The sequence below is a fragment of the Sorangium sp. So ce281 genome (genome assembly GCF_051527395.1).
In the GTDB taxonomy this organism is placed as follows: Bacteria; Myxococcota_A; Polyangia; order Polyangiales; family Polyangiaceae; genus Sorangium; species Sorangium cellulosum_B.
Window position 1 is genome coordinate 9,605,037 of the sequence record NZ_CP150322.1, and the last position, 23,055, is coordinate 9,628,091.

Genomic DNA, 23,055 nt, shown 5'->3' on the forward strand with positions numbered 1-23,055 from the left:
CCTACTTCTCCTGGGATTTCTCGAACTCGCGCAGCTCGCGGTCGCCCGCCGACGAGAGATAGGCGAGCGAAACGCTCGTCGCCATGAAGACGGCGGCGCAGACGGCCGTGAGGCGGGTCATGAAGTTGCCGGCGCCGCGGCCGCCGAACACCTGCGCCGTCGCGCCGCCCATGGCCGAGCCCATCCCGCCCCCGCGGCCCTGCTGGAGGAGCACGACGAGGATCAGGAACAGACAGACGAACACGTGCACGATGTTGAGGAACGTGTGAAGCATCGGCGTCTTTCAGCTGGGTGAGTCTGGACCGCGCGAGGGGCCCAAGGGGCAAGTGGGCGACAGGACAGGCCGGCGCTCCCGTGGCGAGACGGGAGCGGCCTGCGATCTACCCCTGTTCCGCGCGCTCCGCCAGTCGGTGAGCGGCGTCGACGATCTTGGCGAAGCCAGCGGCGTCGAGCGAGGCGCCGCCGACCAGCGCGCCGTCGATGTCGTCCTGGGCGAGCAGCGCCTCGGCGTTGTCGGCCTTGACGCTGCCGCCGTAGAGGATGCGCGTGACGCCCGCGAGGTCCTCCGAGGCCTTCGCGAGCAGGCCGCGGATGAACGCGTGCACCTCCTGCGCGTCCTCGGCGCGCGCGACCTTGCCCGTCCCGATCGCCCAGACCGGCTCGTAGGCGATGACGCCGAAGCCGGGCTGCTTCGCGAGCTCGTCGAGGACGGCGCGGACCTGCCGCTCGACCACGGCGAGCGTCTCACCCGCCTCGCGCTGCTCGAGCGTCTCGCCGACGCAGACGATGGGGCGCAGCTCGGCGGCCATCGCCGAGGCGACCTTCCGGGCGACCGACTCGTCGGTCTCGGTGAACAGCTGCCGCCGCTCGCTGTGCCCGAGGATCACCCAGGTCGCGCCCGCGTCCTTGAGCATGCCCGAGGAGATCTCGCCGGTGAACGCCCCGGAGACCTCGGCGCTCATGTTCTGCGCGGCGATGCCGACCTCGCTCTTCGCCTCCGCGAGCTCGTGGGCCACGGCGGCGATCGCCGTGAACGGCGGAGCGACCACCACCTCGGCCCGGGTGAGCTCGCGCGTCGCCTTGGCGACGGCCGCCGAGAGAGGACATGCGTCCTGGCCCCCGGCGTTCATCTTCCAGTTGCCGGCGATGAGCGGACGACGCGAGGCCGCCCGCGGGGCGGCGCCCACCTCCGCGGACGTGCCCCCATCGTTCACGGGCTTCACTCGCTCACCTCGGCCGACCGGAGCGCCTCGACGCCCGGGAGACGCTTGCCCTCGATGAGCTCGAGCGAAGCGCCGCCGCCGGTCGAGATGTGATCGAAGCCCTTGGCGATCTGCTCGCCGGCCTGCTTGACCGCCGCCGCGCTGTCGCCGCCGCCGACCACCGTGAAGCCGGAGGCGCCGCTCATGATGCGCGCGACGTCGAACGTGCCCTTGGAGAAGGCGGGCGTCTCGAAGAGGCCCATCGGGCCGTTCCAGAACACCGTCTTCGCCCGCTCGATCGCCTGACCGAACTGCTCGATCGAGCGGGGGCCGATGTCGAGCGCCATCGTGCCCTCGGGGATCGCGTCGACGGACGCGGGCTCGCCCTGCGTCGCGTCGATGCTCGAGGCGACGACGGCGTCGACGGGCAGGAGGAGCTGGATGCCCCGATCGCGCGCCTTGCTCATGATCGTGCGCGCCAGCGGGAGCTTGTCCTCCTCGATCCGGCTCTTCTGCAGGTTCTTGCCCTGCGCGGCGAGGAAGGTGTTCGCCATCGCGCCGCCGATGCACAGGGTGTCGACCACGTTGAGGAGCGCCTCGACGACGTCGATCTTGTCGGAGACCTTGGCGCCGCCGAGGACGGCGACGTAAGGCTTCTCCGGGCGATCGACGAGCCGGGTCAGCGCCTTGAGCTCCTTCTGGAGGAGGAGGCCGGCGGCGCGCTCGCGCATGAGGCGCGGCAGCGCGTGCACCGACGCGTGGGCGCGGTGCACGGCGCCGAAGGCGTCGTCGACGTAGACGTCGCAGAGCTCGGCGAGCTGGCGCGCGAACCCCTCGTCGTCCTTCTCCTCCTCCTCGTGGAAGCGGAGGTTCTCGAGGAGGCAGATCTGGCCCGCCCGGAGGTCGTAGATGACCTTCTTGGGCGAGTCGCCGACACAGTCGTCCGGCAGGTGGACCTCGTAGCCCGTGAGCTCACTGAGCCGCCCCCCGCACGGCTCCAGCGAGAGCCCCTCGGTCTTGCCCGGCTTCGGGCGGCCGAGGTGCGACGCGAGGATCACCTTCGCGCCCGCCTCCATGACGAGCTTGATCGTCGGGATCGCCTCGCGGATGCGCGAGTCGTCCGTGATCTTGCCCGTCTTCTTGTCGAGCGGGACGTTGAAGTCGACGCGGATGAAGACGCGCTTGCCGCTGAGGCCAGCGGCGTCCCCGGCGGCGGCGAGGTCTTCGACGGAGCGGATTCCGGTGAGCTTCACGGCGCTAGACGCCCTTCCTCGCCACGAGCTGCGCGAGGTCGATCATGCGGTTCGAGAAGCCCCACTCGTTGTCGTACCACGAGAAGATCTTCGCGAAGCGATCGCCGAGGACCGACGTCATGGTCGCGTCGAAGGTGCTGGACGCGGGCGAGCCGATGAAGTCGCCCGAGACGAGCTCCCGATCGGTGTAGTTGAGGACGTCCTTCATCGGCCCCTGCTCGGCGGCCTGCTTCATCGCGGCGTGGATGCTCTCCTTCGTGATCGGCTTCTCGGTCTCGAGGGTGAGGTCCACGAGCGAGACGTCGACCGTGGGGACGCGGATCGCGAGCCCGTCGAACTTGCCCTTGAGCGCCGGGATGACCTCGGACAGCGCCTTCGCGGCGCCGGTGCTCGAGGGGATCATGTTGACCGCGGCGGCGCGCGCGCGGCGCAGGTCGCCCTTGCGGTGCGGGACGTCGAGCAGGTGCTGGTCGTTCGTGTACGAGTGGACCGTCGTCATCAGGCCGCGGACGATGCCGAAGTTGTCGAGCATCACCTTGGCGATGGGGGCGAGGCAGTTCGTCGTGCAGGAGCCGCACGAGATGATCGTGTGCTTCTGCGCGTCGTAGAGCTCGTCGTTCACGCCCATCACGACCGTGAGGTCGTGGCCCTTGGCCGGCGCGCTGATGATCACGCGCTTGGCGCCCGCGTTGATGTGGCCGGCGGCCTTCGCCTTGTCCGTGAAGAGGCCCGTGCACTCGAGGACGATGTCGACCCCGAGGCTCTTCCACGGCAGCTCGGCCGGATCCTTCAGCGCGAGGACCTCGATCTTCTGATCGCCGATGCTGATGTGCTTGTCGCCGGCGCCGACCTTCGCCGCCTTGAACTCGCGGTGGATCGAGTCGTACTGGAAGAGGTGGGCGAGGGTCTTCGGATCCGTCAGGTCGTTGATGGCGACCAGCTCGATATCCTTCACGCCGCGCTCGTAGAGCGCGCGGACAATGCAGCGTCCGATGCGCCCGAAACCGTTAATTGCGATCTTCGTCGCCATCACGAACTCCTGGGAAAGTGGCCGGCGCGAGTCGTAGTCACCTCGCGCGCGACGGTCAAGCAAAGCCTCAGCCGCGGGGCGCCGGCGTCGGCGGGGCCGCGGCGTCGGCGGGGCTGCGGCCGGCTGGCCGGAGCGGCCCCGCCGCCGGGAGGGCTTTCGGTCGGTATTTGGGGTGGTTTCGGTCTGTGGGAAGGGGAGCGCCGGCGCGCTCGGGCGCTGTCCCGCCGGCGTCACGCGCGGCCGCGGATCAGACGCCGAGCTCCCGGAGGAGCTTCTCCTTGCTCGCGACGCCGGTGTACGAGCCCGCCTTCTCGCCGCCCCGGAACAGGATGCACGTCGGAACGGCGCGGACGTTGTACTTCTGGGCGAGCTTGGGCGCCGCGTCGATGTCGAGCTTGCCGACCTTCAGCGTGCCCTGGGACTCCTTGGCGATCGTCTCGACGATCGGCGCGAGCTGCTTGCAGGGTCCGCACCAGGTGGCCGTGAAGTCCACGAGCACCGGGATCGGGGAGTTGATGACCTCGGACTCGAAATTCTCGTTGGTGAAGGTGACGATGTGCTCGCCTGCCATGATTGTCTCCGTCGGTGCCGCGCTGTTCATGTTCGGGGCAGCGCCTGTGATGCGCGGGGCGCGCCCCGTGAGTTGACCGAGGCCGCGCCGGCCTGTCGGCCCGATGCAGAGCGGACCGCCCTGTCGGGAAAGGAAAGTACCCGGCGCGCACGCCTCCGGCAACCCACAAGGCGCTCGCGGCGCACCCCGTGAAACCTTCCGCCTGCGCCGTCGTTTTGGTAGATCGCCGGGCGCCGGAGCGCCCGCGCTGGCCGACGCAGCGGAGGCCTGAGCGCGAGCGGACGCCCGCGGACCCGGCGCGCGACGCTGCACGGCGCGCACGATCACGCGTGCGAGCGCCCGCTCGCGCGGCGCCGAGCCAGGATGGCCCCCCGAACCCTCATCATCACGCCGACGTACAACGAGCGAGACAACCTCGCCGAGTTCGTGAGCTCCGTCCTCGCGGCGGCCCCGGAGGCGCACGTGCTCGTCGTCGACGACGCGTCGCCCGACGGGACAGGCGCCCTCGGCGACGAGCTCGCCGCGCGCGACGAGCGCGTCCGCGTGCTCCACCGGGCGGCGAAGCGCGGGCTCGGCACGGCCTACCTGGAGGGCTTCCAGCGCGCCCTGGACGGCGGCTACGACGTCGCGTTCGAGATGGACGCCGACCTCTCGCACGACCCGCGCCACCTGCCGGCGTTCCTCGACGCGATCGCGCGAGGCGCCGACGTCGTGCTCGGCTCGCGCAACATGCCGGGCGGCGGCGTCGAGGGCTGGGGCCTCGGGCGGCACGCGCTCTCGAAGGGCGGCTCCCTCTACGCGCGGACCATCCTGGGCGTCGGCATCCGCGACCTCACGACCGGCTACAAGGCGTTCACGCGGCGCGCGCTCCTCTCGCTCGATCTCGGCAGCGTGCGCTCGAACGGCTACGCCTTCCAGATCGAGACGACCTACCGCGCGCTGCGCAAAGGGCTGCGCGTGGTCGAGGTGCCGATCGTGTTCGTCGACCGCCGCGCAGGCCGCTCGAAGATGAGCCGCCGGATCTTCGCCGAGGCGATCGTCGAGGTCTTCCGCCTGAAGCTCGACGCCGCGCGCGGTCGCATCTGATCGCGCGGCCCCGCGCGAGCGCGCGCTGCGCTCAGCGCTCCCCCGCGCGAGGCGGCCGCGAGGCGGCGTGCGTGCGGCCCGGCTCGTCGATCTCCGGCTCGTCGAGCTCCTCGTCCGGCGCGACGTCACCGTCGTGGATGCGCGATCGACCGGGGGCCTCCTGCTCCTCGAAGCGCACGCGCCCCGCCGCGGCCTGGCCGCGCTGGGCCGCATCCTCTGGCGCCGGGTGCCCGCGGACGACGCGCGTGGCGCGGCGCAGCGCGAGATCGGCGACCCGCCCGGCCCGGCGCACGTTCGGCGCGGCCTTCTCGCGCAGCACGCGGCCGAACACCAGGGACAGCAGCGACAGCACCGTCGGGACGATCACCCCGAGCGCGAGGCCGACGGCGATGCGCGCGACGGTGAGGCCGAACAGCGCGGCCACGAGCGGCAGGCCCACCAGGCCGCGATCGAGCGCCGGACGCCCCTCGTACCGGCGCGCGCGCCGCTCCTCCTTGCGCGCGCGCTTCTCTTCCTTGCGCTCGTCCTTGCGCGCGCGCCGCTCGTCCTTGCGCGTGCGCCGCACCTCCTTGCGCGCCCCGCGCTCCGCGGAGCCCTCCGCGGGCTCGCCGGCGCGCGGCGTACCGGGGGGCGCGCCGCCCGCTCCGAGCCCCGAGAGGAGCGGCGCGATGCGCCCGGCGCGGCGATCCGGGTCGGGCTCCAGCATCGCGGAGAGCGCCCGGACGAGGCGCGGATCGGCTCGATCGCCGAGGGCAGCGGGCACGTCGATCGCGAGCCCTCGGTGCGGCAGGTTCTCCGGCTCCTCGCCGGTGAGCAGGCAGAGCGCGGTCGCGCCGACCGCATAGACGTCCGACGCGGGCAGCGCGCGGCCCTGGAACTGCTCCGGCGCCATGTACCCGAACGTGCCGACCACGGTGCTCCCGCCCTCGGGACGCATGCGATCGCGGACCGCGCCGAAGTCGACGATCGCGAAGGAGCCGTCGGGCCGGCGGATCACGTTGTTCGGCTTGATGTCGCGGTGGATGACCGGCGGCGCGCGGCCGTGCAGGTAGTCGAGCACGCCCGAGGCATCTCTCAGAAAGCGGAGGATGTCGTCCCGCCCGAGCACCGCGCGGCGACGGCGCATCGCGCCCAGGCTCTCGCCCTCGATCTTCTCCATCACCAGGAAGAGCGCTCCGTCCTCCTCGAAATGATCGAGATAACCCGGCAGGCTCGGGTGCGAGAGCGACGCGAGCACCCGGGCCTCGCGCTCGGCGAGCTCCACGCTTTTCCAGCTCGAGGCGCCGCGGATCTGGAACCGCTTGATCGCGACGAGCTTGCCGAGCCGCTTGTCGACCGCCTCGAGCGTGTGCCCCTGAGCCCCTTCGCCGAGGGCGCGCGTGATCGCGTAGCGGCCGTCGCGCAACGCCTGGCTCGGCTCGGCATCCATCGAGGGAGCGAGAGTACACCGCCCGGGCAACGACACCAGGTCGAAGCCGCGCCTGGGCGCCCGCGAGCGCGCGCGAACGTCCGGACGTACGAGCGCCCGCCGACGCGCGCCGCTCGCGCGGCCCGCGCCATCCGCTCTGCTAGAGTCGCGAGCGATGTCCCTGATCCTCACCGTGCTCGGGCTGTTCGCCGCGCTCTACCTGCTGTCGGGGCTGCGGCAGATCAACCAGTGGGAGGCCGCGCTGCGCTTCACGCTCGGCAAGCTGACGGGCCGCATATCCCCCGGGGTAACGCTGTTCCTCCCGGGGATCCAGGAGCTGCGGCGCATCGACACGCGGATGAAGAACCGCGATCTCCTCCAGCAGATGGTGATCACCCGCGACAACGTGACCACGATGGTCGATGCGGTCGTCTATTACCGCGTCGTCGATCCGGAGAAGGCCACGCTGGCCGTCGAGAACTACGAGACGGCGATGAAGGATCGCGCGAAGGTCGTGCTGCGCGACGTGGTGGGCGAGACGCGGCTCGACGAGCTGCTCGCGCACCGCGAGGAGGTCGCCGCCAAGGTGCGCGCGCAGGTCGAGGCGGTGGCGGCCGCGTGGGGCCTGCACGTGGAGATGATCGGCCTCCAGGACATCGCGCTGCCGCCCCAGATGCAGGAGGTGCTCGCGAAGGGCGCGATCGCCGAGCGCGATCGGCGCTACGTGGTCATCAAGAGCGAGGCCGACGTGGAGAGCGCGAAGAACTTCGCGGAGGCGGCGAGCATCCTCGCGCGCTCGCCCGGGGCGATGGAGCTGCGCCGCTTCGAGGCGCTGGCGAACCTGAGCCAGGGCAACACCAAGGTGATCTTCGACCTCGCGAAGCCGTACGACGACGTGCGGCACGCGGCGGTCGCGATGGCCGAGGCGGCGGTCACCGAGGCGAAGCCCGTGCGCGTCCAGCAGGGGCAACGCCCGGTCGACGCCGAGGCGCAGCGCGAGGCCGAGGCGGCCCTCGAGGAGGAGGCGGCGCTCGAGGAGCAGCGGACGGCGCGGCGCGGGCGCATGGGCGGGGCGTGATCCCGGCGCTGACCGCGCTCAAGGCCGCGGTCGCGGCGCTGCTCGAGGCGCGCGGCGAGCGCGGGCTCTCCGCCCTCGTCGCCGGCGGAGAGCTCTCGCTGGCCGCGCCGCCCCAGCGGTGGACGCTGGGGTCGCGCGAGGTGAGCGCATCGCGCCTCTCGCTGACCGTCGACGCGCCCGAGTTCGCGGCGCTCACCGCGGATCCGAGCCGCCTCGCGGCGGTGAAGGAGGCGTTCGCGAGCGCGGTCCGCACGCCGGAGACGGAGCTCGCCGATCTGTCGCTGGTGCTGCGCCTGCCCGGCGTCGGGCGCGGGTGGAGCCAGATCTACCGGGAGGCCGCCCTCCCGGCGGCGCCGGAGCGGCCGGCTCCGGACGCGGTGCTCGGCGGCGCGGCGGCCCTGCTCGAGGCGTCGGGCGACGCGCGGGGCGCGGCGATGCTCCGCCGCGCGCGGCTCGAGGCGGCGCAGGTCGCGAGCGGGGGCGCCGCGCTGGTGCGCTGCGTGGTGCGGCTCGAGCCAGCGGATCGCGCGGCGCTCGACCGCGACGGCGAGCGCGCGGAGCGGCTGCGGCGCGCGGTGCGCGACGCGGGGACGCGCGCCTCCGAGGCGATCGCGTCCGTGGAGCTCGCCACGGCGCTCTACCCGCTCGGCGGAGCGGCGGCGCCGGAGGCCCGGCTCGCGCGGGCGCTCGCGGCGCGCGGCGCGGTGGCGGTGGCCATCCGCCGCGGTGACGACGGGCCGGAGGGCGAAGGGGTGGAGCTCGCGGTCGTGGCGTCCGGCGAGCTCATGCGCGTCCGGATCACGGCGGCCCCGGAGCGCGAGCACGGCGGCTGGAGAGCCGAGGGGATCCGCGCGATCAGCGTCGCAGCCGGGGACCTCGCGACGCCGGAGCGGACGGAGGAGCTCGCCGCGCTGCTCTGCGGCGGCGGCGAGCTCCCGTGACGGCCGCGGTCAGCCCCGCGCCCGCAGGCCGGGCGTCGCAGCGCCGCTGTGCGAGGGGTTTTCCGGGCGGGTCATGCTCCGGATCGCATGCTGGAGCGCCGCGCGAAGGTTGCGCTGCGTGTTGAGCTGCGAGAGGTCGAGCCCGAGCGCGACCATCGTCTGCGCGACGTTCGGCTTGATGCCCGCGACGATCCCGTCGGCCCCGAGCAGACGGATCGCCGTGACGAGCTCGATCAGGTGGCTCGCGACCTTCGTGTCGACCACCTCGACGCCCGTCAGGTCGAGGATCGCGAAGCGCGCCTGCTTCTCCACGATCTTCGAGAGCAGGCTGTCCATCACGTCGGCGGTGCGCATGCTGTCGACCGTCCCCACCATCGGCAGCGTGAGCACGCCGTCCCAGACCTCGATGATCGGCGTGGAGAGATCGCGAATGACCTTCTGCTGCGCCTCGATCTGCTGCAGCTGGGCGCGCAGCTCCTCCTCCGTGCGCCTGGACGCCGAGATGTCGAGCGCCAGCCCGAGCACGCCGCACACGGCCCCTCCGCGCTCGTCCTGGAGCGGGATGATCCAGTTGTCCCAGTAAACGCCGAAGGCGTCGGTGCGGAAGCCGCGCACCTCCCCGTCGAACCATTGGCGCAGATCCGCGGCGGAGAGGTGGATGCCAGTCGTTTCTGGCTTGTCCGCATAGATGTCGAACCAGCTGGCCCCGACGAGCTGCCCGGGCTTGAGCCCGGCGGCCCCGAGCCCCTTGCCTCCGTGATAGAAACAGACTCCATCGCTGTCGATCGCCCAGAGCACCATGTTGTCCACGTGCTCGGCGAGGCTGTCCAGCATGCACGCCTTGTTACGGAGGGTCCCCAGCTCCTTGTCATCGCTCTCGGAGGTCGGTTGGAGCGACCCGAAGACCGCGCTGCGATCGGGCGAACGCTTCGCGTTGCACAACAGCGGACGGTACGCCCCGCGCGCGTCGCGAAGGCGGACGCGAAAGGAGACAGGTTCACCGGTCTGCTCGAGGTTCGCCCACGCCGCGAGCAGCGCTGCGCGATCCTCCGGGTGAGCGAGCTCTGCGAACGTCACGCCCCCCTGGCTCGCAGGACCGATGACCTCCCGCAAGGCATCGTTCTCGTGGAGCAGTCCGCCCGCCGTCGAGGCGACGAACAGCAGCTCAGGACAGCAGGCGAAGAACTCCGCGAACAGGGCGTCTGAAGTAACATTCATGACACGAGCACTCTCCCTGGAGCTCAGAAAGGCAGCAGGGTATCGCACGCGACGCTCTCGGGGGAAGACACTCGGCTGCAGCGGCTCATGGCGACGGGGGCACGCACGACGACATCTACAACGATGTACGAGAGAGGACGACGATACGCGCAGCGCAGGCTACAGGCGGGCGAGCGCCCCTGCGCGCGCCGCAGCGCGTCTCCGGCTCAGGCCCTCGACGACGCCCGGTACGAGTCGGACACGACCTTCTTTGCAAAGTCGATGATCGGCTCCCTGGGGACGTTCTGGATCGCGTACTTGACCGCGTAGCCGCCGGCGAGGAGCGTGAGCTGGCGCAGGATCCTCGAGCTGGCGAGCACGCCAATCGCAAACGCCGCTCCGCCGATCGCGATCGGCACGACGTACGGGACATCCTTGACCTTGGTCTGGATGTCCTTGGCGAACTTCAGCAGCATGTCGAGGCTCACCGCGCCCTCGCCGCCCTGCGTCTGCTGTGCGCCAGGCTCGTGCGAGCCGGACTCCCGCGAGCCGCCCTCGTGAATCCCATTCTTGTACTCACCCGAAGTGTACTGGTCATTACCGATGCTCATAGCGCTCTACCTCGTCCTGAGATGATGAGCCACGGAAGTGGCGATAGCCCCCGGCGCCATGCGAAGCACATACCAGCAGCGAGCGCCGGGGTGGCCGGGGCGCAGCACGCGTGCGCCCGCGCGGCTCGCGCGGCAGCGGGCGAGCCGCTTGCTCCAGCGGCGAGCGCGCTCGCACGCGAGCGCGACCGCCTGCGATGAGGCAACTTGGCCGGGCGTGGCAAATGATCCCACCTCGATCGGCTCACACGTTATCGGCTCGCATCGGAGGAGAGGCTGGCCGTGCAAACCTCGAACGCGGCGGGCTCCACCCACGCTCATGCAGGCGACGCTCGTGCTCGATCAGCACCGCTGACGAGCGCTCGGCGCGAGCCTGGAGCACCGGTTGCACGCTGCGGCTCCAATCGACGCGCGCGCGACGGCGCTCGCTCCCGGCACACGCCTTGCGTGAGCTGCCTCACCCATGTCGCTCATGACGGTGCTGTTCGGCCGGCGGCTGGCCTCGGATGAAGAGGAGAAAGAACAGCTCGGCCCGTTCTCCGGCATCTCGGTCCTGGGCCTCGATGCGCTCGCTTCCGCGTCGTACGGCCCCGAGGCGGCGCTCACCGTGCTCATCCCCCTCGGCGCGCTCGGCGTCCACTACATCGTGCCGCTCAGCGCCTTGGTCATCGGGCTGCTCGCGATCGTCTACGTATCGTACCGCCAGACGATCGCCGCGTACCCGAACGGCGGCGGCTCGTACATCGTCGCGAAGGAGAACCTCGGCACGCGCGCCGGCCTCGTCGCGGCGGCGGCGCTGCTCATCGACTACGTGCTCAACGTCGCGGTCGCCGTCTCCGCGGGGGTGGGCGCGCTGGTCTCCGCGGTGCCCGCGCTCCTGCCCCACACCCTGGGCCTCTGCCTCGCCGTCCTCACCCTGCTCACCGCGGCGAACCTGCGCGGGCTCCGCACCGCAGGCCTCGTGTTCCTGGCGCCGACGTACGCGTTCCTCGGCTGTCTCTTCGCGGTGATCGGGATCGGGATCGGGAAGACGATCCTCCACGGAGGGCACCCGCCGCCCGTGGTCGCGCCGCCCTCGCTGCCGGTCGCGCTCGGGACCGCGAGCCTGGCGCTCCTCTGCCACTCTTTCGCGAGCGGGTGCACCGCGATGACCGGCGTGGAAGCGGTGAGCAACGGCGTCCCTGCCTTTCGCAAGCCGAGCAGCGAGCAGGCGCGCCGGACGCTCTCGTACATCGTCGCCTCGCTTGGCATCCTGCTCGCCGGGATCGCGATCCTCGCGCGGGCGTACGGCATCACCGCCACCGAGCCCGGCAAGAGCGGCTATCAGAGCATCGTCTCGCAGATCGTGGGCGCTGTCGTGGGGCGCGGCCCGTTCTACTACGTGACCCTGGCCGCCGTGGTGGCGGTGCTCATGCTCTCGGCCAACACCAGCTTCGCCGACTTCCCGCGCCTCTGTCAGCTCCTCGCGCTCGATCGCTTCCTGCCCGAGCCCTTCATCCACCGCGGCAGGCGCCTCGCCTTCTCCTACGGCATCGGCGTCCTCGCCGGGCTCTCGGCCCTCCTGCTCGTCGTCTTCCAGGGCATCACCGACGCCCTCATCCCGCTCTTCGCGGTGGGCGCGTTCCTCGCCTTCACGATGTCGCAGGCGGGGATGACCGCGCACTGGCGCAGGGTCGGCGGCGCGCGCTCCCGGCTCCACCTCGCCGTCAACGCGACCGGCGCCACGGCCACGGCCGCCACGCTCGTCGTCATCATCGTCTCGAAGTTCACCGAGGGGGCGTGGATCTCGACCCTGCTCCTGCTCGGGGCCTTTCTCATCTTCTGCAATGTGCGACGCCACTACAAGCATATCGACGAGGCGGTTCGCGCCCGCGCGCCGCTCGACCTCACCCCACCTCCGCCGCCGATCGTGGTGGTCCCGATCAGGCGCTGGGACCTCGTGGCGCAGAAGGGGCTCCGCTTCGCGCTCCGCCTCTCGCCCGAGGTCTACGCGCTCCAGGTGCTCCTCGACGACCCTCGCGTCGAGGACCTGAGCGGCGAATGGCACCATCTGGTGGAGGAGCCCGCGAAGGAGAAGGGGGTACCGGCGCCGCGGCTTTCGGTGGTGCGGTCCCGCTACCGGCGGCTCTTCAGGCCGCTGCTCCGCTTCGTCACCACCCTCGCGCGCGCCCACCCGGACCGGCAGGTGGCGGTCGTCGTACCCGAGGTGGTCGAGTCACGCTGGTACCATTACCTGCTCCACAACCACACGGCGTCGATCCTCAAATGGCTCCTTCTCTTCCGGGGCGGGAAGGGCATCGTGATCGTCAACACGCCTTTTTATCTGCCCGACGAACCGGAGACCGCCTGATCGTCGTGCGCGGCCGCGCCGGCCCGAGGCCGCCCGGCCGACGCGGCAGCGCCGCGCCCCGGGGTGGCCGTCGAGCGTAGGGCCAGGCGCAGCGGAGCCGGGCCCGGGCCTCACCACCACGAGCGCTGGCGGGCGAGCGAGACGATCGCGGCGGAGAGCTTGTGCGGGTCGTGGCGAATCAGCTTGCCGCCGAACAGCAGGTCCGCGGGGACGAGGAGGTCGGAGGCGAGCGGTTTGTCCGGCGAGGTCACGACCGGCTCAGAGCCGGCGGAGGCGTACTCCGCGAGGCCCTCGGAGGGCCAGACATCGTTGACCAGCACCGCGTCGAGCCGGGCCTCGCCGAGGTACATGGCGATGGTCCCCACGAAATCCTCGACCGTGTAGCCGGGGGTCTCGTTGGGCTTCGTCATCAGGTTGCACACGAACATCGCGCGGGCGCGGCTCGCCGCGATGGCCTCGCGCACGCCCTTGACCAGGAGGTTCGGCACGAGGCTCGTGTAGAGATCTCCCGGCCCGAGGATGATGAGATCGGCTTCCGCGATCGCGTCGAGCGCCGCTGGATACGCCTGGGCCTCGGGATCGAGATAGACCGAGAGCACCGGCGCATCGAGCATGTCGGAGAGGTTGTCAATCGACGCTTCGCCGCGGATGGTCCGGTCGTTCTCGAGGTGCATCACGAGATCGACGTGATCCATCGTGACCGGGAGGACGCGGTTCTTGACGGAGAAGATCTCGTGCAGGCGCTCGACCGTGAGGGGGAGCGAGCCGGTGATCTCCTGCACCGCGGTGAATATCAGGTTGCGCAGGGTGTGCCCGCCGAGGCTGCCCGAGCGGAAGCGGTGGCCGAGCAGCTCCTTCAGCGCTTCCGGGTGCTCGGACAGGGCGACGAGGCAACGCGTGAAGTCGCCTGGCGGCAGGAGGCCGTACTCGTCCCGGAGCCTGCCGGAGCTCCCGCCCGAGTCCATCATGGTCACGATCGCGGTGATGCGGACGCTCAGGTCACGCAGGCCGGTGAGGAGCGTGTAATGGCCCGTCCCTCCTCCCACGGTCACGATCTTCGGCGTCGCCATGGGGGAGCAGGCTACCATGCGGACGAGCGGGGCCGATACCGACCGTCAGGCCGCCGAGATCTCGACGCGCGGCTGCGGCGCGCACTTCGCGAGGCGGCGCGACGCGACGGCGTGGTACGTGGGCGCGATCTCGGCGCTGTAGCAGCGCCTCCCTGCGGTGAAGGCCGCCACCGCGACCGAGCAGAGCCCCCCGAATGGCTCCCAGACGACATCGCCTGGATCGGACGATGCGCGGATGATGCGATCGAGCAGCTTGAGGGGCTTCTGGTTGCCGTGGATCGACCGGGTGTCCTCCTTGAAGCGTTCGGGGCCGCGGACCGCGGGCTCGTGCCAGACGTTGGTCACGCCGACCTCGCAATGGAATTTGGCTCTCAGGGTAGCCCATTCCTCGCCCGTCAACGGCCGCTTGCCATCGACCGAGAAGTAGGGTCGCCCCTCGGGGCGGCCGTGCGCGTTCGCGAAGGCGGCGATCTGCTCGAACGCCGAGGCCGGGGGGTAATACCAGAGGTGGCAGCGGGTGAAGTACTTCCTCGTGGCCGCGTTCTTCACGCCGCACGCCTCGTTCGTCTGGCGCAGGGGGAGGCCCGAGCGCTCCCATTCATGCCGCAGCCAGGTCTTGAGGGGCAGCCGCACGCCGGCGCTCTCCAGGAGGACCTTGCGCACGTACTGCACGCACACCTCGCTCACCACGGGGAACTTGCGCAGCGTCCGGGTGTTCGCGTTGCCCGCGATGTGGGCGATTCCCTTGTCCCAGACGTGGCAGGTCCGGTACTCCCAGCCGTGCTGCTCGAGCAGCGGGTGCACCGTCGCCCAGCCGATCTCCGTCCCCCAGAACCAGAGGGTGGCGGACGGCAAGGCGCGCTCCGACCAGACGGCGACGTGGGGCGCGTACCACGCGGCGAGCCCGTCGTGCGTCGGGGGATCGCCGGGAAAACCGGAGACGCCATAAGCACCGTCGGAGACAATCACGGTGGGTCTCGGCCAGGAGGCGTAGTGCTCCAGCGCGTCGCCGAGCGTCAGGGTGGGGTGGAGGTGGGTCGATGCGCGCTTCACGGGGGGCACGCGGCCATCCAATCGAACTGCGCGGATCTGTCAACAAAACGGCGGAGTTCGGCCGCGGCGAGCCGCCTGGACCCGCGCGGCGCGGGCGCGGCGCGCTTCGCCAGGGCGTCGGGCGCGAGCCGAGCGGGAGCCCCGAGCGCGAGCCTCGAGCGCCCGGGACCGGCCGATCCGTACGACATCGCCGCCCTCCAACGTCGACGTCGGGCGCAACGTCGGTCGCGTCGGGCGCAACGTCGGTCGGGCGCAACGTCGGTCGCGTCGGTCGGCGTCGTCGGCGCAACGTCGGTCGCGTCGGGCGCAACGTCGGTCGACGTGGGCGACGTGGGCGCAACGTCGGTCGCGACGGTCGGCGGTCGCGACGGCCGCGCCCTCTCCGTACCTGCCGTGATCCCCGCGCCGCCGCCGCGCCGCCCCTGCGGTAGGCATCGACGCGCGGATCTACGAAGACGTGCACGGAGGTCGCCCCGAGGAGACAGCCTGTGGAAATGAGGGGAACACTATCCGCGCAGGATCGCGCACGGCCCGTGTGCCGCCTTCGTGCCGGTGATTGAAGAGATCGTTCGTTCGGCGTATGTTCGGTGGCTTGGTGCGCAACTTCGCTTTGCCGGCGCTCCGCGGCGATGCCCGCGATGAGGCCGACACCGGTGTGACCAGCCTACGCGGGGCCATCGATTCCACACGGGAGGAAATCATGAATGCATTGAAGCGCATGAGCTCGAAAGCCGCTGTTCGCGCGCTCCCGGCCGTCGTTCTGGCCGGGGTGAGCCTGCTCGCGTCGCGCCCGGCAGAGGGCCAGACGGCCGGAGAGCCGGGCCATTTCCACTGGGCCGACACACTCGTGACCCACATCGCACCGGCAAACAACGAATATGGAAGCGGCACGACCTATGTTTACTGGGCCGGCGTCGGAGGAGCCACGGATTATCGGAGCCGCAGCCTGTGCGCGTCGTTCGTCACGAACGTCCTCAAGCAGGCCTATCAGCTGTCCGTCTACGACATCAGCACATGGTTCGGTAGCATGAGCCCGAACGCCGCGCTGTACCACGACAGGATCATCGAGGAGGTCGGCTTCGAGCAGATCGTGACGGTGAGCGAGATCGAGGCCGGCGATATCGTTGCGATCGAGTATCCGGCGGGGAGCACGGCGAGCGGGCACGTCGCCATCGCGGCAGGCGCTGCGGTGCCGCGCACGGCGACCAATCCGGTCGTCACGGGGACAATCCAGTATTCGCTCCTCGTCCTCGACTCGAGCACCACGGGCCACGGGACAACCGACACCCGGCGCAACGCGGACGGCTCCTGGCACGCGGGTGTTGGCAGGGGTGTCATGCGCCTCTATGCCAACGGCAACGGGACGATCGTGGGACACGCCTGGAGCACGCAATCGGGATCGACATACTATGGGACGCAAGTGCGCGATATCGTCGTCGGCCGGATCATGGAGCCGTATACCGAGCTCCCTTTACCGTTGTAGCGACGCGCACGGAACGCCCGCGCCTCCTCGACCACCAGGCCGACTCACGCAATCCCGGCGCCCTTGACGTGTAGTTTCACACGAAAACCAGGTGCGCTTTCATGCACGCGAACGGAGGGCGTCTGCCGCCCACTCGCCCTCGCTCAGCAGCCCATGTGCCGCGTCGGCATCCCGATCGTTCCTTTTACGACACGAGCGGCTCATCGTTCACGGCCACGCCATGGAATACGCGCATCCACCACGTTTCTGCCGGAAACACCACGCTGCGCAGCCCTGCACGCCATCGTTGAAGCGCCTCGCGGTACGCTGCGCGAAATGCCCGGACAGCGGCGACCGCGGTCCTTCGTGCGTCTGCATGTCCTCTCCCCACCGCAAACGTTGGATTGAGGCCGCGAGGCGCCTCGAAGCTCGTCGCGCGAGCGTCGGGCGACACCGCGCATGCGCGCTCGGGGCCGAGGAAACCGCGGCCAGTTCGATGCATCGCGGCATGCGCCTCGGCTTCCTTCCGCTCCAGCTCCGCCGCCACCTCGCGCCGAAAGGCGTCCGCGTCATCATCCGCCACTGCTGGCGGAAGCGAGATCGCAATGGCGGCGTCCTCGGGCCATGCGGAATTGCTCGAAGCAAAGTAGACGTCAGGACGCCTCGCCCGCAGCTCGCCGCGGCCGATTTCGTTGACGAGCACCTTCGCACCCGGCCATTCCTTCGCACGTCGCACCAACCCCGCCTCCACCGGGTTCGCCAGTGAATATGAAATCTTTTCCACCACGGCCGCCCGCGTCAAGAGGCGAACAACGCTGGTCGCTTCGTGGCCCCAGACCGGCCCCTCCCAGGTTCGGAGCACCTTGGTCCCCAGCGCCACGAGGCGATGAAACAGCTGCAGGAATCGCGGAAGCACGCCTTCTACGTCAGTGACGACGATGTGCAGGTGCGTGGACATGGCGCACAATGCATGCAGGCGAATGCCGTAGCGCCTGGCCGAAACCGCGAGTGCATAGGTGATCAGCTGAGTAATCGCGGCATCCGGTCGGAAGAGGAGGTGTCGCCGCAACGCGCGTCGCGTGAGGAGATAGGTGGCACCTGCAACGATTGCGCGAGGCTGGCTCATGGCTGCCGACGATGCCAAACGCGTGCCGGGGCTTGCGGTCAATGATTTCGCGCACTTGAATCTTCGAGATCCTGGCGGCTACTGTTTTCCGCCGGCGCCCGCCATGGCCTAGGCCTGGGACCGCCTCGTAATCGGGTCTCATCACCGAGGCAACGTCGGTCAGACTGGCCGGGCCGGCAGACCGGCAACGTCGGTCAGGTCGACAGTCAACGGCAACGTCGGTCAGCCCCGCAGTCCGGCACGGGCCCAACAGGGGCCTCCGTTTCCGGTGGCACGGGCCCAACAGGGGCCTCCGTTTCCGGTTGACATCTGGCACGGCGCATGGATCAACCACATTGCGCGCGTTCATGGTTGTCGACCTCGTGCGATGCTCTCGCCCGCCATGCTGCTGGAGAACTCCCATGCACCGACCCCTCCTCGCCCAAGGCCTCGTGCTGTCGCTCTCGCCGTTCGGGTGCTCTACTAGCCCGGAAATTCCTGAAGCGTACGGCATGGCGGTCATGACCGTGAACGGGGAGAGCTTGGTGCTTGACACGGGGGATAGCGGCAAGCTGCCTGTCGCCGGATTCGACGACAGCTGGGACGTTGACTGCTCCCGCCTCAATGGCGAAACCAATCTGGAGCTGGCGGATCACTCGAAGGACAGGAGGGGCTTCTACTACCTCGATCTCCATCTGCTCGACAGCAAACGCAAGGGCGGCGACGCTGCTGTCGTGAACATGCGAATGTACGTCGACGATGCGCTTTTCTATGGCTCTTGCCACGCGACGCTCCGGACATCGTCCGGGGACTCGCACGAATGCAAGTTCTCTTTCGCTGACTGTGGCCTGAACTTGCTCGGCGCTGCCCAGGACGTTGTCCCAGCGCGCCTCGAGTTCGCGTCATTCCACTTGAAATGGTGCTTTGTCCCGTGAGGGGGCGGAGCGCGATATGTCCGAGGATAGCTCCTCCTCGGCGCGTCGTGGCGCAAGACGACCGACGCCGCTCCACAGGGCGTCCCCACAGCGCGCGAGGCGCTCGCACCGGGCGCGGCGTCGGGCACAGCGCGCCGCAATGAGGCGTGGAGGAGCGCCCCGAAGCAGCTCTGGCCGGCGCGTCGGCCCGCAGGTACACCTCGCTCCATGGTCGATGCGTCTCCCCGGCGGAGGTTCAGCGCCGCGTTCGTTCGGTGGTCTCGCCGCGTCCGGCGGCGGCTCGCGCTCGATCTGGTCCTCACCGGCGCCGCCGCTGGGATGATGCTCGGCGCGGTAGGCGCGGCGGTCGCCTGGCACATGCGGCAAGGCGCGCTGCGCCCCTGGATGGCCGCGGGCGGCCTGCTCGGCGCCGTGGCTGGCGCGGCGGTGGCGCGCCGGCGCCGGTGGACTGACCCGAACGTCGCGTTGTTTCTCGACGGCAAGCTCGGCTCCGCCGAGTCGGTCTCCACGGCCGTCGAGCTCGCAGCAGCCAAGGACGCGGCGGACGGCGCGCCCGGTGCCAGCGCATCCGCGGCCCGCGACGTGGTGTTCGCCCACGCGGCCGCGGCCCTCGATGCCGCGACCGCCCGGCAGGTCCGCACGCCCCTGTGGCGGCGCTGGCATACCGGAGCGCCCCTCGCGGCAGCGGCCATTGGCTATCTCAGCTGGCTTCCCCTGCCACCTGCGCCCGCCGCAGCAGCGCCCCCGCCCGGGGCCGAGCAGGTACGCCTCGCCGAGATCGCCGGCCTCGGGCGGGTGGTCCAGCTTTCCGAGATCGACGCCCGGGACGCAGAGCAACGCGAGCGGCTGAAAAAGCTCTCGGACGACGCGAAGAGGCTCCGCGAAAAGCTGAAGAGCGGCGTCGAGCGCCGCGAAGCGCAGGCCGAGCTCGGCAGGCTCCGCGACGCGATCACGGCCGAGCGGCTATCGCTCGGCGAGGGCGAGCAGCGCCATGGGATGGAGTCGGCGCTCGGCAAGCTCGGAGAAGACCCTCAGCTGAAGCGGGCGGCGAAGGCGCTCGGCGATCGCGACCTCGTGGCGTTCGACGAGGAGATGGCGCGGCTCGCAAACAAGCTCGAACGGAACGACCGCGAACGGGCGAGGAAGGTGCTCGAGGAGGCGACCGAAGCCGCCAGGAGGGCCGGCGCCCCCGGCGTGGCGAAGGCGCTCGAGGAACAGCGCAAGCTGCTGGATCAGCGCGGCAAGCAGGCTGACGCGCTGAGGGAGCTGGCGGAGGCGCTCGGCGATGGGCTGGGCGACGAGGGGCGCGACGCGCTCCGCGAGCTCGCCCGGACCGGCAGCGACCGCGACGCGCGGCGGCTTGCTGGCAGCCTCGAGAAGGCGCTCGAACAATTGAGCCCCGAGGAGCGCAAGCGGCTCGCCGACCGCTTGAAGCAGCGGATGACGCAGTCCCCCGAGAGCGCGCTCGGAGAGCCCATGTCGAAGGAGCAGATGCGCGAGCTCGCGCGGCAGCTCGAGACGCCGGACGGACAGCGGCAGCTCGAGGAACAGCTGCGCCAGATGGCCCAGGAGGGCAGCCCGGGCAGCGAGGAATCGAAGCGCCAACGAGCGCTCGACGATGCACAGCGCGGGGCGGGCGAGGCCGAGGGGCAGCTCGGGGGGACGCCGCTCCCGGTGCCGATCGCAGGCGGGTCAGGCCAACCCGGGTCAGGCCAACCGACCCGGTCAGGCCAACCGGGGTTGGGCGGCCAGGAGCGCGGACAGGGCGGGCAGCAGGGCTCGTCGGGGGGTGGGGCCGGCAAGCAGGGGTCGGCGCAGCCAGGTCACTCGGAGGGCGGCGGCTCGGGCAGCCACGAAGGGCAGACGGGCGCGATCGCCGGGGGTGAGCTGCGCTCACGCGCCAGCGCGAGGCTCAACCCGGGTAGGCCGATGCCGGGGATCGTGACGGGCCGAGCAGCCGGGCGCGCCGGAGACACCGCCAACGTGCGCGGCGAGAGCGCGCTCGGTGTCGTGGGTCCCCAGGAGGTCGGCGGTGTCGAGCGCAGCGATGTCCCCGAAGAGTACCGCGAGCAGGTAGGCCGTTACTTCCAGCCGCGCTGAGTCCGGGGACGAGACGTGGAGCGCAGAGCGCCCACCGCGCCTAGCTCTACCCCGCAGTCGCGCTAGAAGCTCGCGCCCAGCACCAGGCCGTTCGCCTCCGCGCTCACGAAGGGCGCGGCATACAGCCGGGGGAGCCCGGCCTTCGGGACCGGCGTGCGGCTCGACGTGGAGAACGCGTACAAGGCCGTCCCCGCGAGCACCACGCCGCCGCCGAGGAAGCTCCAGAACGAGACGTTGGCGAGCGTGGTCTGGGCGTCGCGCAGGTCGGTGCGCCTCGCGCTGCCGAACGGCTCCGTCGCTGCGGACTCGCCCTTTGCCGTGGAGAGGATCGCGAAGGTCACGCCCGACGCGAGCCCGAGCAGCCCGACGGCCCCGCCCGCGACCACCAGCGGAATGTTCGGGCCCGAATCGAGGCTGAGGGCGATGCTCTGGTCCGAGCCCCTCGCCACGAGCAGCGACGTCGATGTCCTGGCGCCAGCGCGGCGTGCCTCGATCGTGCGCTTGCCGGGATCGACGAACACCTGGGTTTCGAGGGGCGAATGCCCGACGACCTTGCCGTCGACGAGCACCTCGGCGTCGTCGACGTTCACGCTGATGCGAAGCGCGCCGACCTGCGACCTGGCGATGGCGAGGCGCTTCTGCAGAAAGCTCTTCTTCTCGGCCTTCTCGCCGAGCGGAAAGATATTGAGCGCGTACAGGAGGTGCTCGGCCGCCTCGCGGGGCTGGTTCACCTCCAGCTCGACGTTCCCCAGGTTGCCGGCCACGTCAAAGCTCTGCTGGAGATCCCACGCCGCCTGATAACGCGCCTCGGCCTCGGCGAATCGCGCTTCATCGTAGAACCTGTTTCCCTCCCGGTAGAGCTGCGCGGCGCGCTCGCCCGCGCGCGACGTCGCAGGCGCGGCGTCGGTCGGAGAGTTCGGCATCAGCCGAGCCTCTCCGGTCGCGCTCGCGACGCTCGGCCCCAGAAGAACCGCCGCGCACGGGAGGAGTAGAGACAGGTATTTCAAGAATGGCTTTCGCATGGTGGCTGGCGGGAGGAATGCAATCCGGAGAGGCGACGCCTCAGGGGAACGGACGCGGCGGAGCGGTCGTCCCCGGGGGCGTTGTGGGCGACGCGGAGGGCGCGGACGGCGGGACCGGGGGTGGGAGCGGAGGGCTCACAGCCAAGTCGTAGATGTCGTCCGCCGCCGTCGAAGGCTTGACGGGGCGCCTCACCTGCGCAGCAGGGCGCGGTGATGACGGACGGGCAGCGACCGTGGCCGCGGAGTGGGCGGGCGGCGAGCTCGGCTCCGCCGTGGGCGATACCGTCGGAACCTCGGGCGCGGCGGGAACGGGTCGCTCTGCGATGGGCGGCAGCTCGATCGCCACCGGGGGCGGATGTTCGGGCTGCGCGCTCGGGGTGGGCGTCGCGAGGCCTGCGGGATCGGGCGTGGGAGCGCGGCCGCCCTCGGCCAGCGCCGGATCCTGCTCGCTCGTCGGATTGGCGGCGCGCCACAGCACCCAGAAGCCTGCGACCGTCGCGCTCCCCAGAAACACGAGCAACGCGAAGAGCGCCAGCGGGGCCCGGCGGCGGCGCGCCGCGAGCACCGCCGCGGCGGCCGCTGCGGTCACCGCGGTGTCGTCGGACCGCGCCGCGGTCGGCTGCAGCCCCGCTCGAGGCGCGCTGGCTGCTGGCGGGGAAACGGCCGCTGCGATCGGCCGCTGCTTCCGGGACGACTGCCCGCGCGAGCCGGACGACTCGTCTTCGGGCGGCGGCCAGACGCCGCTGCCCACACCAACGTGGGCCGTGCGGACGCCACCGGGACGCGCGCCGCCCTGCCCATCGGGAGCACCGGTCGGGGGGCCCGGCAACCCCTGCACAGGGATCCTGCGCATCGTCGGCCGGTTCCGTTCGTCGACGCCCTTCAACAGCGACGGGGCTACCTGGATCTTCTGCTGATCCATCGCCTGGTGCGCTCGGTTGGGAGGCAGCGTGACCGGAGGAACATACACCTGCTTGTCGCTCGGCCCCGCCTCGCGATCCTGGCGGCGCCGCGGCCTGGGCTCGCCCCACTGCACCATCCGCTCCGCGGGCGGCGCTGCGGGGCCGGTGTTTCCTTCTTCGGGTCTGCGGCGCGGCTCCTGCGTGAGCGCTCGCTGTTGCGCCGGTGAGGGGTGCTCTTGCGATGCAAAATTCGGCGTGTCGTACCCGCGCGGCGGCTGCTGCGGCAGCGTCGGTTGCTGCGGCGCGGCGTCGCCCGCAGCGCCTTGAGCCGCCGGCTGCCCTGGCGAGCTCTTGTTCGCGTTCCTGTTGGTCATGCCTGCCCCTCTCGCCACGCGCAAAAGGCGTGCTGCTGCCCCACGTGAGCAGCAGTGCATCGAGCCCCCGGTACAAGACGCCGCGCTGTCATGGGCGCGCTCCCGAGGTGATCTGCCTCGACCGCTGCACCGCGGACGGCGTGGCGGGTGCCACGGCAGCGCTCCGACGAGCCCGGGGGCGCCGGAGGCCAGCGTCGAACGTGCGCTGGTCCGCGCACGGTACCTCGGAGCTCGCTCGGGGACAGGGCCACGGCATGGACCCGAAGATACTCCACCCGGCCGCCACCACCACGCACCCAAGCGTCACC

At 70.9% G+C, this 23,055-nt stretch carries 20 protein-coding genes; 7 read left to right on the forward strand and 13 right to left on the reverse strand.

The window, feature by feature from the left end; genetic code table 11:
* Nucleotide 1: 1 nt before the first annotated feature.
* The 5 genes from secG to trxA form a co-directional block, all read right to left on the reverse strand.
* The gene (secG, locus tag WMF27_RS36500) at nucleotides 2–274 is read right to left on the reverse strand and encodes a preprotein translocase subunit SecG (protein ID WP_437711363.1); all 273 of its coding nucleotides are present in this window, start codon (nucleotides 272–274) and stop codon (nucleotides 2–4) included.
* A gap of 106 nt (nucleotides 275–380) precedes the next feature.
* On the reverse strand, nucleotides 381–1,214 hold the full coding sequence (tpiA, locus tag WMF27_RS36505) for a triose-phosphate isomerase (protein WP_437769961.1): 834 nt from the start codon (nucleotides 1,212–1,214) through the stop codon (nucleotides 381–383).
* A gap of 5 nt (nucleotides 1,215–1,219) precedes the next feature.
* The gene (locus WMF27_RS36510; RefSeq protein ID WP_437764261.1) at nucleotides 1,220–2,455 is read right to left on the reverse strand and encodes a phosphoglycerate kinase; all 1,236 of its coding nucleotides are present in this window, start codon (nucleotides 2,453–2,455) and stop codon (nucleotides 1,220–1,222) included.
* Nucleotides 2,456–2,459: 4 nt separating this feature from the next.
* Nucleotides 2,460–3,485, reverse strand: a complete 1,026-nt coding sequence (gene gap / locus WMF27_RS36515) for a type I glyceraldehyde-3-phosphate dehydrogenase (protein WP_437764260.1) — start codon at nucleotides 3,483–3,485, stop codon at nucleotides 2,460–2,462.
* 247 nt (nucleotides 3,486–3,732) lie between these two features.
* Entirely contained in the window at nucleotides 3,733–4,056 is a 324-nt protein-coding gene (gene trxA / locus WMF27_RS36520; protein ID WP_012239959.1) for a thioredoxin, read from the reverse strand.
* A 363-nt stretch (nucleotides 4,057–4,419) separates the two neighbouring features.
* On the opposite strand from trxA, the gene WMF27_RS36525 reads away from it, so the two are divergent.
* A complete protein-coding gene (locus tag WMF27_RS36525; RefSeq protein ID WP_437764259.1) occupies nucleotides 4,420–5,142 on the forward strand; it encodes a polyprenol monophosphomannose synthase in 723 nt (240 codons plus the stop codon).
* Nucleotides 5,143–5,173: 31 nt separating this feature from the next.
* On the opposite strand, the gene WMF27_RS36530 is transcribed toward WMF27_RS36525, so the two are convergent.
* The gene (locus tag WMF27_RS36530; protein ID WP_437764258.1) at nucleotides 5,174–6,571 is read right to left on the reverse strand and encodes a serine/threonine protein kinase; all 1,398 of its coding nucleotides are present in this window, start codon (nucleotides 6,569–6,571) and stop codon (nucleotides 5,174–5,176) included.
* 154 nt (nucleotides 6,572–6,725) lie between these two features.
* On the opposite strand from WMF27_RS36530, the gene WMF27_RS36535 reads away from it, so the two are divergent.
* Together WMF27_RS36535 and WMF27_RS36540 are read left to right on the forward strand one after the other, a co-directional pair.
* A complete protein-coding gene (locus WMF27_RS36535) occupies nucleotides 6,726–7,628 on the forward strand; it encodes a slipin family protein (protein ID WP_437764257.1) in 903 nt (300 codons plus the stop codon).
* A complete protein-coding gene (locus WMF27_RS36540; RefSeq protein WP_437764256.1) occupies nucleotides 7,625–8,569 on the forward strand; it encodes a hypothetical protein in 945 nt (314 codons plus the stop codon). Before WMF27_RS36535 ends, WMF27_RS36540 begins: the two co-directional genes overlap by 4 nt.
* 9 nt (nucleotides 8,570–8,578) lie before the next feature.
* Here the strand turns inward: WMF27_RS36540 and WMF27_RS36545 are convergent, their stop codons facing one another.
* Together WMF27_RS36545 and WMF27_RS36550 are read right to left on the reverse strand one after the other, a co-directional pair.
* On the reverse strand, nucleotides 8,579–9,787 hold the full coding sequence (locus WMF27_RS36545) for an STAS domain-containing protein (protein ID WP_437764255.1): 1,209 nt from the start codon (nucleotides 9,785–9,787) through the stop codon (nucleotides 8,579–8,581).
* Nucleotides 9,788–9,993: 206 nt separating this feature from the next.
* On the reverse strand, nucleotides 9,994–10,377 hold the full coding sequence (locus WMF27_RS36550) for a hypothetical protein (RefSeq protein ID WP_437764254.1): 384 nt from the start codon (nucleotides 10,375–10,377) through the stop codon (nucleotides 9,994–9,996).
* A gap of 460 nt (nucleotides 10,378–10,837) precedes the next feature.
* Between WMF27_RS36550 and WMF27_RS36555 the strand changes: the two genes are divergently transcribed.
* The gene (locus WMF27_RS36555) at nucleotides 10,838–12,724 is read left to right on the forward strand and encodes an APC family permease (protein WP_437764253.1); all 1,887 of its coding nucleotides are present in this window, start codon (nucleotides 10,838–10,840) and stop codon (nucleotides 12,722–12,724) included.
* A 110-nt stretch (nucleotides 12,725–12,834) separates the two neighbouring features.
* Here the strand turns inward: WMF27_RS36555 and WMF27_RS36560 are convergent, their stop codons facing one another.
* Nucleotides 12,835–13,794: a gluconeogenesis factor YvcK family protein gene (locus tag WMF27_RS36560; RefSeq protein ID WP_437764252.1), complete on the reverse strand. Its 960-nt coding sequence runs from the start codon at nucleotides 13,792–13,794 to the stop codon at nucleotides 12,835–12,837.
* A gap of 45 nt (nucleotides 13,795–13,839) precedes the next feature.
* Nucleotides 13,840–14,598: a DNA methyltransferase gene (locus tag WMF27_RS36565; protein WP_437748092.1), complete on the reverse strand. Its 759-nt coding sequence runs from the start codon at nucleotides 14,596–14,598 to the stop codon at nucleotides 13,840–13,842.
* An 844-nt stretch (nucleotides 14,599–15,442) separates the two neighbouring features.
* Here WMF27_RS36565 and WMF27_RS36570 point away from each other — a divergent pair.
* A complete protein-coding gene (locus tag WMF27_RS36570; protein ID WP_437769959.1) occupies nucleotides 15,443–16,330 on the forward strand; it encodes a hypothetical protein in 888 nt (295 codons plus the stop codon).
* 184 nt (nucleotides 16,331–16,514) lie between these two features.
* On the opposite strand, the gene WMF27_RS36575 is transcribed toward WMF27_RS36570, so the two are convergent.
* The gene (locus tag WMF27_RS36575; RefSeq protein ID WP_437764251.1) at nucleotides 16,515–17,435 is read right to left on the reverse strand and encodes a transposase; all 921 of its coding nucleotides are present in this window, start codon (nucleotides 17,433–17,435) and stop codon (nucleotides 16,515–16,517) included.
* A gap of 401 nt (nucleotides 17,436–17,836) precedes the next feature.
* Here WMF27_RS36575 and WMF27_RS36580 point away from each other — a divergent pair, with 401 nt between their 5' ends.
* Together WMF27_RS36580 and WMF27_RS36585 are read left to right on the forward strand one after the other, a co-directional pair.
* The gene (locus tag WMF27_RS36580; protein WP_437764250.1) at nucleotides 17,837–18,349 is read left to right on the forward strand and encodes a hypothetical protein; all 513 of its coding nucleotides are present in this window, start codon (nucleotides 17,837–17,839) and stop codon (nucleotides 18,347–18,349) included.
* A 207-nt stretch (nucleotides 18,350–18,556) separates the two neighbouring features.
* Nucleotides 18,557–20,449, forward strand: a complete 1,893-nt coding sequence (locus WMF27_RS36585; protein ID WP_437764249.1) for a hypothetical protein — start codon at nucleotides 18,557–18,559, stop codon at nucleotides 20,447–20,449.
* A 62-nt stretch (nucleotides 20,450–20,511) separates the two neighbouring features.
* Here the strand turns inward: WMF27_RS36585 and WMF27_RS36590 are convergent, their stop codons facing one another.
* Both WMF27_RS36590 and WMF27_RS36595 read right to left on the reverse strand, forming a co-directional pair.
* Nucleotides 20,512–21,372, reverse strand: a complete 861-nt coding sequence (locus WMF27_RS36590) for a hypothetical protein (protein WP_437764248.1) — start codon at nucleotides 21,370–21,372, stop codon at nucleotides 20,512–20,514.
* Nucleotides 21,373–21,511: 139 nt separating this feature from the next.
* Entirely contained in the window at nucleotides 21,512–22,747 is a 1,236-nt protein-coding gene (locus WMF27_RS36595) for a hypothetical protein (RefSeq protein ID WP_437764247.1), read from the reverse strand.
* Between the last annotated feature and the right edge of the window lie 308 nt (nucleotides 22,748–23,055).

Bases quoted from the DNA above. Each gene is read 5' to 3' on its own strand.
- secG (WP_437711363.1), bottom strand. From the start codon at position 274: ATGCTTCACACGTTCCTCAACATCGTGCACGTGTTCGTCTGTCTGTTC.
- gap (WP_437764260.1), bottom strand. From the start codon at position 3,485: ATGGCGACGAAGATCGCAATTAACGGTTTCGGGCGCATCGGACGCTGC.
- trxA (WP_012239959.1), bottom strand. From the start codon at position 4,056: ATGGCAGGCGAGCACATCGTCACCTTCACCAACGAGAATTTCGAGTCC.
- WMF27_RS36525 (WP_437764259.1), top strand. From the start codon at position 4,420: ATGGCCCCCCGAACCCTCATCATCACGCCGACGTACAACGAGCGAGAC.
- WMF27_RS36530 (WP_437764258.1), bottom strand. From the start codon at position 6,571: ATGGATGCCGAGCCGAGCCAGGCGTTGCGCGACGGCCGCTACGCGATC.
- WMF27_RS36535 (WP_437764257.1), top strand. From the start codon at position 6,726: ATGTCCCTGATCCTCACCGTGCTCGGGCTGTTCGCCGCGCTCTACCTG.
- WMF27_RS36545 (WP_437764255.1), bottom strand. From the start codon at position 9,787: ATGAATGTTACTTCAGACGCCCTGTTCGCGGAGTTCTTCGCCTGCTGT.
- WMF27_RS36550 (WP_437764254.1), bottom strand. From the start codon at position 10,377: ATGAGCATCGGTAATGACCAGTACACTTCGGGTGAGTACAAGAATGGG.
- WMF27_RS36555 (WP_437764253.1), top strand. From the start codon at position 10,838: ATGTCGCTCATGACGGTGCTGTTCGGCCGGCGGCTGGCCTCGGATGAA.
- WMF27_RS36560 (WP_437764252.1), bottom strand. From the start codon at position 13,794: ATGGCGACGCCGAAGATCGTGACCGTGGGAGGAGGGACGGGCCATTAC.
- WMF27_RS36575 (WP_437764251.1), bottom strand. From the start codon at position 17,435: ATGAGCCAGCCTCGCGCAATCGTTGCAGGTGCCACCTATCTCCTCACG.
- WMF27_RS36580 (WP_437764250.1), top strand. From the start codon at position 17,837: ATGCACCGACCCCTCCTCGCCCAAGGCCTCGTGCTGTCGCTCTCGCCG.
- WMF27_RS36585 (WP_437764249.1), top strand. From the start codon at position 18,557: ATGGTCGATGCGTCTCCCCGGCGGAGGTTCAGCGCCGCGTTCGTTCGG.
- WMF27_RS36590 (WP_437764248.1), bottom strand. From the start codon at position 21,372: ATGCCGAACTCTCCGACCGACGCCGCGCCTGCGACGTCGCGCGCGGGC.
- WMF27_RS36595 (WP_437764247.1), bottom strand. From the start codon at position 22,747: ATGACCAACAGGAACGCGAACAAGAGCTCGCCAGGGCAGCCGGCGGCT.